The 16,401-nt window shown below is 51.2% G+C and carries 14 protein-coding genes; 5 read left to right on the top strand and 9 right to left on the bottom strand.

Annotated elements, in window-relative coordinates; translation table 11 throughout:
- Nucleotides 1-4: 4 nt before the first annotated feature.
- A complete protein-coding gene (locus ACO0LK_RS21380) occupies nucleotides 5-469 on the bottom strand; it encodes a rhodanese-like domain-containing protein (RefSeq protein ID WP_422978640.1) in 465 nt (154 codons plus the stop codon).
- A gap of 30 nt (nucleotides 470-499) precedes the next feature.
- A complete protein-coding gene (locus tag ACO0LK_RS21375) occupies nucleotides 500-2,830 on the bottom strand; it encodes a bifunctional diguanylate cyclase/phosphodiesterase (protein WP_422978638.1) in 2,331 nt (776 codons plus the stop codon).
- A gap of 731 nt (nucleotides 2,831-3,561) precedes the next feature.
- On the opposite strand from ACO0LK_RS21375, the gene glnA reads away from it, so the two are divergent.
- The 4 genes from glnA to ntrC all read left to right on the top strand — a co-directional run bounded on the left by glnA (nucleotide 3,562) and on the right by ntrC (nucleotide 8,351).
- A complete protein-coding gene (glnA, locus tag ACO0LK_RS21370) occupies nucleotides 3,562-4,977 on the top strand; it encodes a type I glutamate--ammonia ligase (protein WP_186948698.1) in 1,416 nt (471 codons plus the stop codon).
- Between the two features lie 126 nt (nucleotides 4,978-5,103).
- Nucleotides 5,104-5,592: a DUF4124 domain-containing protein gene (locus ACO0LK_RS21365; RefSeq protein WP_422978820.1), complete on the top strand. Its 489-nt coding sequence runs from the start codon at nucleotides 5,104-5,106 to the stop codon at nucleotides 5,590-5,592.
- A 95-nt stretch (nucleotides 5,593-5,687) separates the two neighbouring features.
- Nucleotides 5,688-6,761 (top strand): nitrogen regulation protein NR(II), encoded by a 1,074-nt coding sequence (gene glnL, locus ACO0LK_RS21360; RefSeq protein ID WP_422978636.1) that lies wholly within the window; start codon nucleotides 5,688-5,690, stop codon nucleotides 6,759-6,761.
- A 78-nt stretch (nucleotides 6,762-6,839) separates the two neighbouring features.
- Nucleotides 6,840-8,351, top strand: a complete 1,512-nt coding sequence (gene ntrC, locus ACO0LK_RS21355) for a nitrogen regulation protein NR(I) (RefSeq protein ID WP_422978634.1) — start codon at nucleotides 6,840-6,842, stop codon at nucleotides 8,349-8,351.
- 114 nt (nucleotides 8,352-8,465) lie between these two features.
- Here ntrC and ACO0LK_RS21350 read toward each other — a convergent pair whose 3' ends face one another.
- From ACO0LK_RS21350 to ACO0LK_RS21330, 5 genes are all read right to left on the bottom strand, one after another.
- Nucleotides 8,466-8,990 (bottom strand): phosphatidylglycerophosphatase A, encoded by a 525-nt coding sequence (locus tag ACO0LK_RS21350; RefSeq protein ID WP_422978632.1) that lies wholly within the window; start codon nucleotides 8,988-8,990, stop codon nucleotides 8,466-8,468.
- Nucleotides 8,987-9,955 carry a thiamine-phosphate kinase gene (thiL, locus tag ACO0LK_RS21345; RefSeq protein WP_422978630.1) on the bottom strand — a complete coding sequence of 323 codons (969 nt, stop codon included), beginning with the start codon at nucleotides 9,953-9,955 and terminating at the stop codon, nucleotides 8,987-8,989. The genes ACO0LK_RS21350 and thiL overlap by 4 nt, the downstream gene beginning before the upstream one ends.
- 132 nt (nucleotides 9,956-10,087) lie before the next feature.
- Nucleotides 10,088-11,284: an FAD-dependent oxidoreductase gene (locus ACO0LK_RS21340; protein WP_422978628.1), complete on the bottom strand. Its 1,197-nt coding sequence runs from the start codon at nucleotides 11,282-11,284 to the stop codon at nucleotides 10,088-10,090.
- An 8-nt stretch (nucleotides 11,285-11,292) separates the two neighbouring features.
- Complete coding sequence (locus ACO0LK_RS21335; RefSeq protein WP_186948704.1) at nucleotides 11,293-11,457, bottom strand: rubredoxin; 165 nt, start codon at nucleotides 11,455-11,457, stop codon at nucleotides 11,293-11,295.
- A 74-nt stretch (nucleotides 11,458-11,531) separates the two neighbouring features.
- A complete protein-coding gene (locus ACO0LK_RS21330) occupies nucleotides 11,532-12,011 on the bottom strand; it encodes a rubrerythrin family protein (protein WP_422978626.1) in 480 nt (159 codons plus the stop codon).
- A gap of 272 nt (nucleotides 12,012-12,283) precedes the next feature.
- On the opposite strand from ACO0LK_RS21330, the gene ACO0LK_RS21325 reads away from it, so the two are divergent.
- Nucleotides 12,284-14,593 carry an NADP-dependent malic enzyme gene (locus ACO0LK_RS21325; protein WP_422978624.1) on the top strand — a complete coding sequence of 770 codons (2,310 nt, stop codon included), beginning with the start codon at nucleotides 12,284-12,286 and terminating at the stop codon, nucleotides 14,591-14,593.
- A 75-nt stretch (nucleotides 14,594-14,668) separates the two neighbouring features.
- Here the strand turns inward: ACO0LK_RS21325 and ACO0LK_RS21320 are convergent, their stop codons facing one another.
- A complete protein-coding gene (locus ACO0LK_RS21320) occupies nucleotides 14,669-15,574 on the bottom strand; it encodes a 5'-nucleotidase (RefSeq protein ID WP_422978622.1) in 906 nt (301 codons plus the stop codon).
- A 60-nt stretch (nucleotides 15,575-15,634) separates the two neighbouring features.
- Nucleotides 15,635-16,288 (bottom strand): DNA oxidative demethylase AlkB, encoded by a 654-nt coding sequence (alkB, locus tag ACO0LK_RS21315; RefSeq protein WP_422978620.1) that lies wholly within the window; start codon nucleotides 16,286-16,288, stop codon nucleotides 15,635-15,637.
- Nucleotides 16,289-16,401 lie beyond the last annotated feature (113 nt).

Below are 16,401 nucleotides of genomic sequence, written 5' to 3'. Positions count from 1 at the left end.
AGACTTAAGCACCCAGCCATGGCAGGCCCAGTTGGCACCAGCCGCCTACGGTTTTTCGGTGGCCGTCGGCGTCTTTGTCGCCTTCAAAGCCTTGCAGGATGTCAAAGCAGCTGGTGTAACCATTCTCTGTTGCCAGTTTGGCTGCATGGCGCGAACGCACGCCAGAGCGGCATAGAAAAAGAAGGGCTGTGGTTTTGTCGGGTGCCGCAGCTTGCAGTTGTGTCAGAAAATCAGGATTGGGGACGCCACCTGGGTAGAGGCTCCATTGCACGGCCTGATGTTGCGATGGATTGATGTTGACGCGACCCACCCAGTCACGTTCGGCATTGGTGCGTACATCCACCAGCAAGACCTTGCTATCGTTTTGCAATAATTCAAAAGCTTCTTGCGGGGTGATTGCGCCGGCATAATCCAGGGCTTGTTCCTGGCCACGCTGGCGCGCTGTCTGAAGATGATCAGTGGTGGACATATTGGTCTCCGTGCATTGTTGCTGAATGGGTTAGCCTTTAGTGTATATTAAATCGGGGCTCGGCTTACCATATAGATAACCTTGAAATGCCTGGCAGCCCTGCTGTACCAGAAACTTTTGCTGCGCGCTCGTTTCTACGCCTTCGGCAATCACTGCCAGTCCCAGGCTTTGTCCCAGTCCTATGATGGTGCGGGTGATGACGGCATCATTGGTATTGTTGAGCATCTCACGTACGAAAGACTGGTCGATTTTTAATTGATCCAGGGGCAGGCGCCTCAGATAGGATAGGGAAGAATAACCAGTCCCGAAATCATCCAGGGAAAAACCGACTCCCTGCATTTTGAGCTGATTCATTCTTGCGATGGTTTCTTCTGCGTTATCTACCAGCAGGCTTTCTGTCAATTCCAGTTTCAGTTTGCTGGCATCGATGCTTGCATGACGGATGATGTCCTGCACCTGGGCCACAAAATCAATCTGCTTGAATTGGCGGGCGCTGACATTGACAGCCAGCGTCAGCGCTGATGTTGCCGGATCTCGCTGCCACTCGGCCAGCTTCTGGCAGGCGGTCTGCAAGATCCAGATACCAAGTGGGATGATAAGCCCTGATTCTTCAGCCAGGGGAATGAATTCGGCGGGAGAAACCAGGCCGCGCAATGGGTGCTGCCAGCGTACCAGCGCTTCTGCGCCAATGATGGTACCTGCCGCATTTACCTGGGGCTGGTAGTGCAGGACGAACTGCTGTTGCGTCAATCCCAGACGCAGATCTGCTTCCATGGCGGCGCGGGCATTGACGATATCAAGCATGTCCAGGTCAAAGAAACGAAACAGGTTGCCACCGCTGGCTTTGGCTTCGTACATCGCGACTTCAACTTGCTTCAACAATTCTTCTGCATTGTCGTTTTGTCTGCCAAACAGGGTAATACCGATACTGGCGCTGCTGTGATATTCAAAATGCTCCAGGTCATATGGCTGATGCAGGTCGGACAGTATTTTGGCGGCGATCATTTGCGCTTCTATTGCTGCTTCGCGTAGATTGTCGCTGAGATCATCCAGCAGTAAAACAAATTCGTCGCCACCATGGCGTGCCAGCGTATCGCCTTGCCTTATGCTATGCGCCAGGCGCTTGGCAACCACTTGTAATAACAGATCACCTTTGCCATGGCCGATGGTGTCATTGATGCTCTTGAAATTATCCAGGTCAAGAAACAGCAGGGCGCCAAAGCGGTTATGACGGGATTTGCTCAGCAGCGTGTGTTGTAACCGGTCCAGCAACAGACGGCGATTTGCCAGGCCTGTCAGGGCGTCGTGGTAGGCGAGATGTTCGAGTTTTGCTTCTGTGGTTTTTCTTTGGGTGATGTCCAGCATGGTGGCAACATAGTTGACGACGTTGCCATTGCCGGATTTGACTGCGGTGATGGTAAGCCATTCGGGATACACTTCACCGCTTTTACGGCGGTTCCAGATTTCGCCCTGCCAATAGCCACTCTTTTCAAGATAGGCAGTCATTTCGGCATAGAAGCTGTTGCCGTGCATGCCGGACTTTAGCAGGCTAGTTTGCTTGCCTATGGCTTCTTCCCTGGTGTAGCCGGTGATGCGGGTAAATGCCTGATTGACGCGCAATATGGTTCTGCGTTCATCGGTGATGACCATGCCTTCCTGGCCTTCGAAGGCAATCGCGGCAATACGTAAATCTTCTTCTACGCGCTTACGTTCGGTGATGTCTTGCACGGTGCCATAGCGATTGATGGCGCTGCCGTCTGCCTGCCGTTCCAGCTTGATTTGTATGTGTAGCCAGCGGGTCTGGGTGTCGACCAGTATCCTGTGTTCGATTTCCATATCCTGGCCTGTCATCGCCTTGGCCCAGGTATTGATTACCAAGGTTTTGTCGTCCGGATGGATGCGTTGTATGAGGGTGGTACAAGTTATTTTACTACCCGGGCTGATGCCCCAGATGCGGCAGGCTTCTTCTGTATACCGTATATCCTGATTATCCAGGCTGCTGATCCAGCTACCGGTTTTTGACATGGCCTGGGCGCGGCGTAATTCTGCCTCGCGTTGCGCCAGTTGGGCAGTTCTCTTCTCGATGATTTTTTTCAAACCGTGCTTTTGTTGGCGTGCTTCCAGCAGTAACCTGACCAGATAAGCCAGCATGGCACTGAAAACGAAGCCGATCAGATAGTTGAACAGTAGGTCGTGCCTCGCAGTGTTCGACGCATGTGCCAATTTTACGGAAGATGTGTCATCGATATTCCAGTCCCGCAGTTCTGGTATGAGCGAAAAGCTGACAAACAGGGACAGCAAAAAGATCGCTAAGGCGAACAGCAAAGGCCGGGTAAAAAATTGGCGTAAATATGCATGCATGATGATCAATGAATGTGGCGGACGGCGCACAAGAGAGCTTCGCACAATTGCTACGGGCGAAAACCTGTCGGCAAAGAATGCGATTTAATAAACAGGCAGGGTGACGATAGCGATTCAACAAATGAGAGTCAATCTCATTTGTTGAATTTAGTCGACCTATTGACACTTGCTTGATGCTGATCAAACGACGACCATCCAGATACTTTGTGATTGACGAGTTGAATAAGAGGCAGTTGCAAGATTAAGCTGGCAAGGTGCCGTTGCCACGGACAATGCCTCAGTACCTCAGTATTTCTATGCTACCAGGCAAGACTACGCAGCGACTCCAGATTAATTGAATGTGTATGAAGTACAAAGCAATACCATTTAAACAAGCATCATGGATGCGCACCTAAGCTGTGCAAAAATATATTTTCACAAGATAAATGCATTTAATTGGTGCATAAATTCATATTTGCACCAAATTGTAGCGGTTCGTGATTTGTTTATTTGTGGCAATGTGCCGACATGCACAAAGAAAACGCCACAAAAACAAGCATTTAACAAATATCAAATTTGAATATGCTTTGGCTGGTTGATGGCATGGATTCTGCTATCATCTCTCACTGAGTTTAGCCGCCAGTTGAATTCAAGAGTGGATGAGGTAGGACTGTTCACTCGTTCTTGGTTGCTGGCAGGTGCAGGGCTCAGCAATTTCCGAATTTTTTTTAGCTCTATTTGAGGAGTTTCACATGGCAATGACAGCCGCAGAAGTCTTGAAAATGGCGAAAGACAACGAAGTTAAGTTCGTTGATTTTCGCTTTGCTGATACCCGAGGCAAAGAACAGCACGTTACTGTTCCAGTTTCCCAGTTCGATATCGATAAATTCGAATCTGGCCACGCATTTGACGGCTCGTCTATCGCTGGCTGGAAAGGTATTGAAGCATCCGACATGTTGTTGATGCCTGATCCTAATACTGCCAATATCGATCCTTTCTTCGAAGAAACAACATTGTTCATGCAATGTGACGTCATCGAGCCATCCGATGGCAAAGGCTATGACCGCGATCCACGTTCCATCGCAAAACGCGCTGAAGCGTATCTGAAATCTTCCGGCATTGGTGATACCGCCTACTTTGGCCCAGAACCAGAATTCTTCATTTTTGACAGCGTACGCTGGAAAGTGGACATGTCCGGTTCCTTCGTCAAGATCGATTCCGAAGAAGCTTCCTGGACAACAGGCGAAAAACTGGAAGGCGGCAATACTGGCCATCGTCCTACCGTTAAAGGCGGTTATTTCCCGGTTCCTCCAGTCGACAGCTTCCAGGACATGCGTTCTGAAATGTGCCTGATCCTGGAATCCCTGGGCATCCCGGTTGAAGTGCATCACCACGAAGTGGCTGGCGCTGGTCAAAACGAAATCGGCACCAAGTTCTCTACTCTGGTAGAGCGTGCTGACTGGACACAAAACCTGAAATACGTAGTCTGGAACGTAGCGCATACCTACGGCAAGACAGCGACTTTCATGCCTAAGCCTATCGTTGGCGACAACGGTTCTGGCATGCACGTGCATCAATCCATCTGGAAAGATGGCAAAAACCTGTTTGCTGGCGACGGCTATGCCGGTTTGTCTGATTTCGCCCTGTACTACATCGGCGGCATTATCAAACATGCAAAAGCATTGAACGCGATCACTAATCCGGGTACCAACTCCTACAAGCGTCTGGTCCCAGGTTATGAAGCACCGGTTAAACTGGCTTACTCCGCACGTAACCGTTCTGCTTCCATCCGTATTCCTTACGTTGCCAATCCAAAAGGTCGCCGTATTGAAACACGTTTCCCTGATCCACTGGCGAACCCATACCTGTGCTTCTCTGCACTGATGATGGCAGGTCTGGACGGCGTTCAAAACAAAATCCATCCTGGCGAAGCAGCGAGCAAAGATCTGTACCATTTGCCGCCAGAAGAAGATGCATTGATCCCGACAGTCTGCGCTTCCCTCGAAGAAGCACTGAATGCATTGAACAAAGATCGTGAATTCCTGACACGCGGTGGTGTGTTCAGTGACAGCATGATTGATGCGTACATTGACTTGAAAATGCAAGAAGTACAACGCTTCCGCATGACGACTCATCCAGTCGAATTCGACATGTACTACTCTCTGTAATTAGGGTAAAAACAGAAAAAGCGGGGGCAACCCCGCTTTTTTTGTTACAAATGCTAATTTTTTCGTAATTGTGTTGCATCGCTGCATCGCATACACTACAAGTCCGTGATTGATTATTGCTTTAATATGAATCGACTATTGTCAGCTTTCATTCTCCTGATTGGTGTGCAGGCTTACGCCCATGCACAGTCCGATGTGTATTTATGCGTCGACGAGAACGGTAAAAAAGAATACAAGAACACGGGCGCAGTCAAAGGTTGCAAAAAGGTGGAATTGCAGGGCATTACGGTGGTACCGGCCCCTGTTTTACCGGCGGCAGGCAAAAAGCCTCAAGGTAAGCCAGCCAGCAGCCCTACCGACTTTCCCAAAGTAGATGAGGGAACGCAAAAAGCCAGGGACTCAGACCGCAAGCAGATTTTGCAGGACGAATTGAAGGCGGAAGAGCAGAAGCTCGCGAATTTGAAAAAAGAGTTCAATAATGGTGAGCCGGAAAGGCGAGGCGATGAAAAGAATTACGCCAAATACCAGGAACGCACCAATTTGATGAAAGAAGACATCAGTCGCACCGAAAAGAACATAGAAGCGCTTAAACGAGAGATAGCCAATTCGAAATAAGTCGCCCATGTCGGGAAATGGTGCCAACAGGCACCAGTCCGGGCATGATGCTTGCGTAAAGGTCGCTGTGTGCGGCCTTTTTTTATGGATAACGTTTGAAAACTCCACTTACCTCATTTGCCGGACTGGATTTGCTGACCTCAGCCGTTATCGTGCTGGATGCGGAGGGCAGTATTTTATTTGCCAATGCCTCTGCTGAAAATTTGCTGGACAGTTCATTCAAATCACTCACGAATTTAAAGCTGACAGACCTGTTCCTGAACGGCGAAGAGTTGATCGAGGTGTTTCATCAGGCGGTGGCACACCAGTTTGCCGACAAGCGCCAAGACCTGACGCTGGAACGCGCCGGGCGTGAAGCATTGCATGTGCACAGCATCGTGACAGCGCTGGATAATCCTGATACGCCGGTACTGATAGAGTTGCGCGAAAACGTGCAGCAACTCAAGCTCGACAGAGAAGAGCGCATGCTCGATCAAAGCAAGGCCAACAAGGAACTGATACGTAATCTGGCCCATGAAATCAAAAATCCTCTGGGTGGAATACGTGGTGCCGCGCAACTGCTGGAACTGGAATTGCCCGAGCGCCACCTGCGTGAATTGCGCGAATATACACAGGTCATCATCAAGGAGGCTGACCGCCTGCAGACTCTGGTGGACCGCTTGCTGGCACCGCACCGGCTGCCGCATATCGTTGGCGACGTGAATATCCATGAAGTCTGTGAGCGCGTGCGTAGCCTGATTGTGGCTGAATTCCCGCAGGGGCTGACCATCAAGCGCGACTATGATTTATCGATACCTGAATTTCGTGGTGACAAAGAACAGTTGATACAGACGGTGTTGAACATCGCCCATAATGCTGCCCAAGCCTTGCATGAAAGAATCAGACAGGGCGATGCAGTGCTGACTTTCAAGTCGCGTGTGGTGCGCCAGATCACGCTGGCGAAGGTTCGCTACAGGCTGGCATTAGATTTGCATATCATTGATAACGGTCCGGGAATTCCACCCGAGATACGCAACCGGATTTTTTACCCATTGGTCTCGGGTAAGGAGGGCGGCAGCGGTCTGGGATTGACACTGGCGCAAACTTTCGTTGAACAGCATCTGGGTGTCATCGAATGTGAAAGCAGGCCAGGGTACACAGATTTCCGGATACTCATTCCCTTACCTTGAAGTGAGGTAAAGGAAAAGTGGTTGCACCAAAAGTGCTCCTTCTATTGATATGCTTAACACAGAATGCAGAACGACAATATGAAACCAATCTGGATAGTGGATGACGACGATTCAATTCGCTGGGTGCTGGAAAAAGCATTGGCGAGGGAAAATCTGGCAACGCGCAGCTTCACCAATGCAAGAGATGCGATGAACGCTTTGCAAAGCGATACACCGCAAGTGCTGGTCTCTGACATACGCATGCATGGTGCTTCCGGTTTGGAACTCTTGCAAACCGTGAAGGCCAAGTATCCGGGTTTGCCTGTAATTATCATGACGGCGTTTTCGGATCTGGAATCGGCGGTCGCGGCATTTCAGGGCGGCGCATTTGAATACCTGGCCAAGCCTTTTGATCTGGACAAGGCAGTCGAGCTGATACGCCGTGCACTGGATGAAAGTCTGCGTGAATCCAGTGTTGAGCAAAGCATGTCAGAAACCCCGGAAATTCTGGGGCAGGCACCAGCCATGCAGGATGTGTTTCGCGCCATAGGTCGTTTGTCACAATCGAATGTGACGGTGCTGATTACCGGCGAATCCGGCAGCGGTAAAGAATTGGTGGCACGTGCACTGCATAAGCATAGCCCACGCGCATCCCAGCCGTTTATTGCATTGAATACAGCGGCTATCCCCAAGGATTTGCTGGAGTCAGAATTGTTCGGCCATGAACGTGGCGCTTTTACCGGCGCGCAAACCACACGACGCGGACGCTTTGAACAAGCCGAAGGCGGCACCCTGTTCCTGGATGAAATCGGTGACATGCCTTTTGATTTGCAGACACGTCTGCTGCGCGTTTTGTCGGACGGCCATTTTTACCGTGTAGGTGGGCATCAGCCTATGAAGGCGAATGTGCGCGTGATCGCGGCGACGCACCAGAATCTGGAAACCCGTGTCAAAGACGGTCTGTTCCGTGAAGATTTGTACCATCGTTTAAATGTCATTCGCCTGCGCTTGCCAAGCCTGCGCGAACGCCGCGAAGACATACCGCTATTGACCAAATATTTCCTGAATCAAAGCGCCAAGCAACTGGGTGTTGATGTAAAGCGCATGTCAGAACCGGCATTGCAGTTTTTATCCAGCCTGGATTTTCCGGGTAATGTCCGGCAACTGGAAAACCTGTGCAACTGGATTACCGTCATGGCACCGGGGCAGACAGTAGAAATCCCTGATTTGCCGCAAGATCTGGTGCCAATCGCAGCACCGGCAAGCCCGCCAGCCGGTATGAATGGCAGCGATCTCCATGCACGTCCGGCGGAATATACGGCAGCAGCGCCTGTGCAGGCTGGTGCCAGTGCCTTTATGGAAAAGCCTGTGTATCGCAGCGGTGAAAGCTGGATATCCTTGCTGGAAGCCGAAGCGGCAGCCATGCTGGCAGAAGGCCAGTCTGAAGTCATTGACAAGCTGGGTCGCAGCTTTGAATCTGTCGTCATCAAGGCAGCCTTGCGCCATACCCATGGCCGCAAGAATGACGCCGCCATTCGCCTGGGCATAGGCCGCAATACGATTACACGCAAAATCCAGGAACTGGGTATTGATGGTGTAAAGGACGAATAAAATCGCAATCGTTTGCCCGGTGTGAATGCTGATGTAAACGCTGAAGTGATCGTGAAACAAGAAGGGGGACATGCAAGCATGTCCCCCTTCTTGTTTACGTGAAAATTAATGTATTCACAGTGCGCGCCACAGGGCAAAAGTCAGCAGGCAAAAGAAGGCCGCCACGATGTCATCCCACATCACGCCAAAGCCACCTTTGAAGCGGCGGTCAAAATAGCCGATAGGGGGCGGTTTTGCCATATCAAAAAAGCGAAAAATGATAAAGGCCCACAATTGGGTTTGCCAACTGGCAGGCGTGATGAACAACAGCACCAGCCACATGGCGATGATTTCATCCCATACCATGCTGCCATGATCGGCGACTCCCATGTTCCTGCCGGTAATGTGGCAAGCCCAGACACCCACGATAAACCCCAGAAGGATGATGATAGCCCAGTTGGTCGTGGTAAAAATTTCTGGCCAGCGCGTGGAAAAAACATGGAAACTCAGCCAGCCAAACAAGGTGCCGGATGTACCCGGCATAATCGGCGACAGGCCGCTACCAAAACCCTGCGCCAGTATATGGGCGGGGTGGCGCAGCATGAAACGCCAGGTGGGGTGGGTGACGATGGCTGTCTGGCCTTGTTCGAGAGTAGTCATGGATTGACGAAATGATCAAAAGATTGATAAGTCAGATGCAGGTCTTTGCCTTCATCATCCAGCAGGCGCAAACCGCTGGCACCTTGTATCTGGCCTATGCGGGTGACGACGGTGTTCGATTGTGCTGCCGCAGCCAATATCTGCTGCCTGTTGCTGACTGCTGCGGTAAAGCACAGCTCATAGTCATCACCGCCATTCAGGGTAAATTGCCTGCGTAAATCCTGTGGCTGTGTTTGTAATACTGGCCCTGCCGGTAACTGGTCTATCAACAGCGTAGCGCCGACGCCCGACTTGTCCAGGATATGGCCCAGGTCGCCAGCCAGTCCGTCTGAAATATCCAGTGCCGCATGGGCGATACCGCGCAGCGCCATACCCAAAGCAATACGCGGGCTGGGAGTATGCATGCGCAATGCTGCCTGCTGATGTACTTGCGGGTCCAGTGATACTTCATTCCAGTAAGCCGCCAGCGCCAGGCGGGCATCACCCAGACTGCCCGATACCCAGATATCATCACCGCTGCGGGCAGCATCACGACGCAGCGCTGTGCCGGGGGGCAGTTCGCCAAAAATCGTGATGCAGATATTCAATGGGCCCTTGGTGGTATCACCACCGATGAGATGGCATTGATGTTCATCCGCCAGGGCCAGCAAGCCGGCTGAAAATTCAGCCAGCCAGGCTGGATTGGCTTCCGGTAGCGACAGGGCAAGGGTGAATGCAACAGGTTTTGCCCCCATGGCTGCCAGGTCAGACAAGTTCACGGCCAGACATTTGTGGCCCAGCATGCGTGGGTCAGCATCGGGGAAGAAATGACGTCCAGAAACCAGCATGTCGCTGGAAATCGCCATTTGCATGCCCGGACTGGGGTTGAGCAGGGCGCAATCATCCCCTATACCCAGGGCGACGCGACTGTCTTGAATATGGTGTTGCGCAAAATAGCGCTTGATGAGGTCAAATTCGGAAAGCATGCTTGCATTGTACCGAATGAAGCCGGGGATACAACATGGACTGGCTTAATTCGGTACAAATGCTTACCTACCCAGGCGTTGACTGGTGTTTGCCAATCAACATAATCAACACATTCAGCACAATCAGCACAATCAAGCCAGGGATGTCATGGCTGTAGTCTGTGCTTCTGTCAATTCACCGATCAGTGTGGTTCTCGATTTGGCACTGTGTGGCGCAACGGCAAAGCCGCGTATTATCCTGTCTTCGTCAAAGAAACGACTGGTCGTGACACCGGCGCCGTGCTCGGATTCCCATGTGCCTGATGGGCTGACGTGGGCGGCAGGCGCGATCAGGGCGACCGGATAGCTGGGCGTTTTGACCAGGACCGCTGCCAGCTTCATTTCTATGCGTGAAGGCTGGCCGCTCAGGCTTAATGCAATTGATCGGGCTGCTGCCATCAGTGGTGCTACATAGGGCATGGTATTCTGACTGCCGTCGTCAAGGGTGTACTGCGCACAGTCACCCAGTGCATAGACCTTACTGGCGCTGGTTTGACCATATTCATCCACGATGATTCCGCGTCCGGTGTGCAACTGGGCTGCTTGCGCCAGGCGGGTGTCGGCACGCAGACCTACTGCCGACAAGATGACGTCCGTGACAAAACTTTCACCATTCGACAAGGTGACGTGCAATGCCTGGTCGCGCCGATAAATCTGGCTGGCCGTGACGCCGAGTTTCAGTTGTATGCCTTTTTCTGTCAGCGCAGTTTGCAAGCCTTGCGAAATGGCGACTGGTGCCAGTGCAGCCAGCGGCAGGGCATTGGGGTCTACCAGCGTAACGATGTGGCCTGCACTGGCCAGATCATCACTGAATTCGCAACCTATCAGTCCGGCGCCGAGTATGGTGACGTTCACCTTGTCACCCGCTTGCGTCAGCCTTTCACGAAATATCTTGTAGTCAGCCAGATTGTTGACTGACAGGACCTGATCAGCGGCATTGCCAGCGATGGGCAGGCGTATTGCTTGCGCCCCCAGTGCCAGCACCAGTTGTGCATACTCAAATTCACCCATATTGGTCCGCACTGTTTGCGTGGCGGTGTTGATGCTGCTGACCATGGTCCGGGTCAGGATATGGGCATTCAACTGAGCAGCCATTTGCTCTACCGTCTGGCTTTGCAATTGTTGCGGCTGCTTGCCCAAGGCAAAAGCATTTGACAGCATGGGTTTGGAATAAAAACCACCATCATCGCCAGTGATGATCAGCAAGGGCGTGGTTTTGTCGAGCTTGCGAAATTCCTTGGCGAGAGTGTAGCCTGCCAGGCCAGAGCCGATGATGGTGATGGGTTTCATGGCAAACCTCAGATTTCTATCATGTCAAAATCAGCTTTGGCGACACCACAATCCGGGCATTCCCAGTCTGCCGGGATATCGTCCCAGCGTGTGCCAGCGGCGATGCCTTCTTCTGGCAAGCCTGTGGATTCGTCATAAATAAAGCCGCATACGATGCATTGGTAGGTTTTCATGTTGTCCTCTGTATTGTTTGATTTTGTTTGATTTTGTTTGATTGATTCTTGATTCAGTGCCAGCCTTGCCGGATTCAAGCCTGATTGGCTTCCAGCACGGCGCGATAGTGATTGGCGTGACGTTCTTCTACCCTTGCCAGCGCGGCGAAGCGTTTGGCCGCGATTTCTAAAGTCCGCTTAAAGTTTTCAGCGTGTTCCTTAGATTCTGCGATTTGCTCATCGTATTCAGCGACAGCAGCGTGGTTGCCTTCTTCCACAGCGAGATGGCGGAATGTTGGGTACATTTCAGTGTATTCATAGGTTTCACCTTCAATGGCAATTTCCAGCGCACGTTGTGGCGTCAACTGGCTTTTGGGATACAGTAAATCCAGATGACCAAAGGCATGCATGACTTCCTGGTCGGCGGTGGCTTCAAATGCTTCGGCAATTTCTATGGCGCCGGCTTCACGTGCCAGTTTGGCAAAGTAGCGGTATTTGATGTGGGCCATGGATTCGCCGGCAAAAGCGGATTCAAGATTCTTGATGGTGACGGATGGGTTTGCCTGGGTGCTCATAATGCTCTCCTTGGTGATTTACTGGAATTTGCTTGCGTTTGCTATCAACGTGAGAAGAATAATAGATTTTAATAATTGATTTTAAAAGACAATTGATTTTATTAAGTTAATAGTTAATAGCTATATTGCTCGGTATAACAGAATAAATCGCATTTGGTTATGCGCCAAAAGCATATGAGTCGTACAAATACGTATAAAGTTAGAGTGTTCCCTCTGCTAGAATCACGGGCAGTAAGATTTCCGTAAGCAAAAATAGAAAGAAGGCCAAGCACATGGATTCGTCAGATCAAAAAGAGCAAATACGTCAACAATTGCGTCAGGCGGCGCTGGAATATCATGAATTCCCGACGCCGGGCAAAATCAGTGTCACTGCAACCAAGCAATTGACGAATCAACGTGATCTGGCTTTGGCGTATTCCCCCGGTGTAGCTGCCCCATGTGAAGAAATCGTGGCTGACCCGACAGCAGCCTTTAAATACACGGCACGTGGCAACTTGGTTGGTGTAATCACCAACGGTACTGCGGTGCTGGGCCTGGGTAATATCGGCCCGCTGGCATCCAAACCAGTGATGGAAGGCAAGGGCGTCCTGTTCAAGAAATTTGCCGGTATTGATGTATTTGACATCGAAATCAGCGAATCTGACCCAGACAAGCTGGTCGATATCATTGCCTCTCTGGAACCGACATTTGGCGGTATCAATCTGGAAGACATCAAGGCACCGGAATGCTTCTATATAGAACGCAAACTGCGTGAGCGTATGCGCATACCGGTCTTCCATGATGACCAGCACGGTACAGCGATCATCGTCGGCGCAGCAATCCTGAATGGCTTGAAAGTCGTTGGAAAAACCATTAAAAACACCAAGCTGGTGGTGTCTGGCGCCGGTGCGGCGGCATTGGCCTGTCTGGATTTGATCGTGGACCTGGGCTTCCCGCTGGAAAATATATTCGTGACCGATCTGGCCGGCGTAGTGTACAAAGGCCGCCTTGAATTGATGGACCCGGACAAAGAGCGTTTCGCACAAGAAACGACGGCCCGTAGCCTGCGTGATGTGATTCCTGATGCCGATATTTTCCTCGGTTTGTCGGCCGCTGGCGTGCTGAAGCAGGACATGGTCAAGCTGATGGCAGCAAATCCCCTGATTCTGGCCTTGGCTAACCCTACGCCAGAAATCTTGCCAGACGAAGTCAAAGCTGTACGTGATGACGCCATCATGGCGACCGGGCGTTCTGACTTTCCTAATCAGGTCAATAATGTCCTGTGTTTCCCTTACATTTTCCGCGGTGCTCTGGATTGTGGTGCAACCACCATCACACGTGAAATGGAAATTGCGGTCGTGCACGCGATTGCTGAACTGGCTCAGGCCGAGCAATCCGATGTCGTTGCTTCTGCCTACGGTATCAGCAACCTGTCTTTCGGCCCTGAATACCTGATACCCAAGCCTTTTGATCCACGCCTCATGATCAAGATTGCCCCGGCAGTGGCAAGGGCAGCAGAAGAATGCGGTGTCGCAGCACGTCCTATCAAAGACATGCAGGCTTACGTAGAGAAGCTGCAGCAATTCGTGTATCACAGTGGCACCTTCATGAAGCCGCTGTTCCAGATCGCCAAAAAAGCGCCAGCAGAACGCAAACGTATCGTCTTTGCCGAAGGTGAAGAAGAAAAAGTCCTGCGCGCGGTACAGGTCATTGTTGATGAAAAACTGGCGACGCCTATCCTGGTGGGACGTCCACACATCCTTGATCAGCGCATAGAAAAATTTGGCTTGCGTCTCAAGGCGGGCGAAGATTTCCTGGTGATTAATCCTGAGCACGATGACCGCTATCGTGATTACTGGCAAACCTATCACCAGATGACTGCGCGTAAGGGTGTGACCGAGCAATATGCAAAGCTGGAAATGCGCCGTCGTCATTCACTGATTGGTGCCATGATGATCCATAAAGGCGATGCAGATGGCATGATTTGCGGCACCTTTGGTACCACTGGCCTGCACTTGAATTACATCAATCAGGTGTTGGGTAAACGTGATGGCGTGAACGTCTATGCCGCGATGAATGGCCTGGTCTTGCCAGACCGTCAGGTGGTGTTGGTCGATACCCATGTGAATGAAAATCCGACCGCAGAGCAAATCGCCGAAATCACCATCCTGGCAGCAGAAGAAATGCGCCGTTTTGGCTTGTTCCCTAAGGCAGCCTTGTTGTCGCATTCGAATTTCGGTTCCAGCAATAGCGAGTCCGCACAAAAAATGCGTGCGGCACTGGCGATAATCCAGCGTGACGCACCTGATCTGGAAGTCGACGGCGAAATGCATGGTGATACTGCACTCGATACCAGCTATCGCAAGAAAATGATGCCCGATTCGACCTTGAAGAGCGATGCCAATCTGCTGGTCATGCCGAATATTGATGCAGCCAATATCGCCTACAACCTGCTGAAAACAACGGCGGGTAATAATGTGGCGATTGGCCCTATCTTGCTGGGTTGCGCCAAACCGGTACATATTCTGACGCCATCGGCCACAGTGCGTCGTATCGTCAATATGACCGCCTTGTGCGTGGTGGATGCGGTGGCACAGCGTTAAGCACTCATAGCACGTAAAAAAGCCAGCCTGATTCAGTATGACTGATACGGCTGGCTTTTTTGTTTTATGCGGGATTTATTTGTCCTGCTTGACGGGCACACGTCCGGTTGGTACGACATTCGACGCATGCAGGCAATGACCGTGCTGATCATCAAAAAACATATGTGGTTTGAAGGCCGCCAGCACGGCGGATTTATTCACGCCACCCATAAAGAAGGTTTCGTCGATTGCGATATTCCATGCGCGCAGCGTACGTATTACTCGTTCATGAGCGGGTGAGGCACGCGCTGTCACCAATGCCGTGCGCAAAGGGAAGGCACGGCCATCTGGTGTTTTGAAATTGTTCTGCAAATATGAAAGCGCCACCAGTAACCTTGCAAAGGGGCCTTGTGGCAAAGGCTTTCGGGCATTTTCTCTTTCATGTGCTTCAAAGGCTTCTACGCCATGTTCCTGATAAATGCGTTCAGATTCATCCGAAAAAATCACGGCGTCACCATCAAATGCAATACGGATCTGTTCCGGATCTGCCGCGTTATCCGGTAAGCGATACAGCATCGCCGATGCCACGCCAGAATTGATGGCCGCCTGTACGTCATCTTCATGCAGTGACAAAAACAGACTGACATTAAACGCCAGCAGATACGGTGCCAAAGGCGCACCACCAGACAAGGCCGCACGTGTAATATCCAGGCCGTAGTGGGCGATGGAATTGAAAATACGCAAAGAAGTTTCGGATGAATTGCGCGACATGATAACCACTTCCACCAACCTGTGTCCGGGTGTCAGTTCATTCAGTTTCAGTAAGGCTTTGACCAGACCAAAGCCTGCGCCTGGTTTTAGTACGCTGTTTTCTTCTTGCAGTTGATGCTGGCGATACGCATCCAGCCCCTGTTCCTGAAACAGCGTTTCCTCTGCTTCCAGATCAAATAAGGCGCGGGAAGAAATTCCTATAACGAGGAGATTGTCTAGTGACACTGGCATGGTTGATTGGTCTGTCTTGGTCTGAAATGTTGGATAGTCCGTCTGTATTTCAACGCAGCACTACATGGCCTGGCGAAATGTCAGATTGATTCTTTGTGTACCTAATAAGGGATGTGCTGCGTCCTTGATGGGGGCGACGCCATGGTAACGCAATCGGGCTGGGCCACCCCAGACCACAACATCCCCATGCGCCAGATGATAACGCTGAACGGAATCACTGCGCTGCATGCCACCAAAAAGAAAGGTCGCCGGTATGCCTAATGAAAAAGACACGATGGGAGCAGCAAAATTTTTCTCATCCTTATCCTGATGCAGGCTAAGGCGTGACCCGGTCTGATATTGATTGATCAGGCAGCTATCGGGTTGAAAGCCCGGGTAGCCGGCTTCCAGTGCAGCCCGCATGGCAAGTGCAGCAAGATGTTCCGGTATGTCTGGCCAGTGCGTGCCATTTTCCGGATCATAAGGGCTATAGCGGTAGCCATCCTTGTCCGATACCCAGCCCACGTCACCACAGCAAGTCATCGCGACAGACATGCGATGACCGTTCGGCGTACGCATCTGACGGAAAGGATGGCTGCTCAATACCTGCTGTATACCTTCCATGATTTCAGTTTCATGCCGTACTGAAAAATGCCTGAGGATGAGAGCGCCATCGCAGATGGGTTCGACCCATGGCTGCATGTTGCTTGCATCATCAAATAATGAATAGTTCATACCCTGTTTTATTTCATTCTTTATTACCTGCGTGCTTGTCATATAAGTACGCGATTCAATTTTTGAAAGAGTAGCATGTAAAGCATAGCGAGAGCCCCAACAACGCACAAAGC

Source organism: Undibacterium sp. Ji49W (genome assembly GCF_049340205.1).
GTDB lineage: Bacteria > Pseudomonadota > Gammaproteobacteria > Burkholderiales > Burkholderiaceae_D > Undibacterium.
The sequence above is the reverse complement of the archived record's forward strand: the minus strand, read 5'-3'. Positions and strand labels throughout refer to the sequence as shown.

Excerpts from the sequence above, each read along its gene's own strand:
- ACO0LK_RS21340 (WP_422978628.1), bottom strand. The coding sequence starts at position 11,284 with ATGAAACCCATCACCATCATCGGCTCTGGCCTGGCAGGCTACACTCTC.
- thiL (WP_422978630.1), bottom strand. The coding sequence starts at position 9,955 with ATGCTTTCCGAATTTGACCTCATCAAGCGCTATTTTGCGCAACACCAT.
- ACO0LK_RS21330 (WP_422978626.1), bottom strand. The coding sequence starts at position 12,011 with ATGAGCACCCAGGCAAACCCATCCGTCACCATCAAGAATCTTGAATCC.
- ACO0LK_RS21335 (WP_186948704.1), bottom strand. The coding sequence starts at position 11,457 with ATGAAAACCTACCAATGCATCGTATGCGGCTTTATTTATGACGAATCC.
- ACO0LK_RS21350 (WP_422978632.1), bottom strand. The coding sequence starts at position 8,990 with ATGACTACTCTCGAACAAGGCCAGACAGCCATCGTCACCCACCCCACC.
- ACO0LK_RS21380 (WP_422978640.1), bottom strand. The coding sequence starts at position 469 with ATGTCCACCACTGATCATCTTCAGACAGCGCGCCAGCGTGGCCAGGAA.
- ACO0LK_RS21320 (WP_422978622.1), bottom strand. The coding sequence starts at position 15,574 with ATGCCAGTGTCACTAGACAATCTCCTCGTTATAGGAATTTCTTCCCGC.
- ACO0LK_RS21375 (WP_422978638.1), bottom strand. The coding sequence starts at position 2,830 with ATGCATGCATATTTACGCCAATTTTTTACCCGGCCTTTGCTGTTCGCC.
- glnA (WP_186948698.1), top strand. The coding sequence starts at position 3,562 with ATGGCAATGACAGCCGCAGAAGTCTTGAAAATGGCGAAAGACAACGAA.
- ntrC (WP_422978634.1), top strand. The coding sequence starts at position 6,840 with ATGAAACCAATCTGGATAGTGGATGACGACGATTCAATTCGCTGGGTG.
- alkB (WP_422978620.1), bottom strand. The coding sequence starts at position 16,288 with ATGAACTATTCATTATTTGATGATGCAAGCAACATGCAGCCATGGGTC.
- ACO0LK_RS21325 (WP_422978624.1), top strand. The coding sequence starts at position 12,284 with ATGGATTCGTCAGATCAAAAAGAGCAAATACGTCAACAATTGCGTCAG.
- ACO0LK_RS21365 (WP_422978820.1), top strand. The coding sequence starts at position 5,104 with ATGAATCGACTATTGTCAGCTTTCATTCTCCTGATTGGTGTGCAGGCT.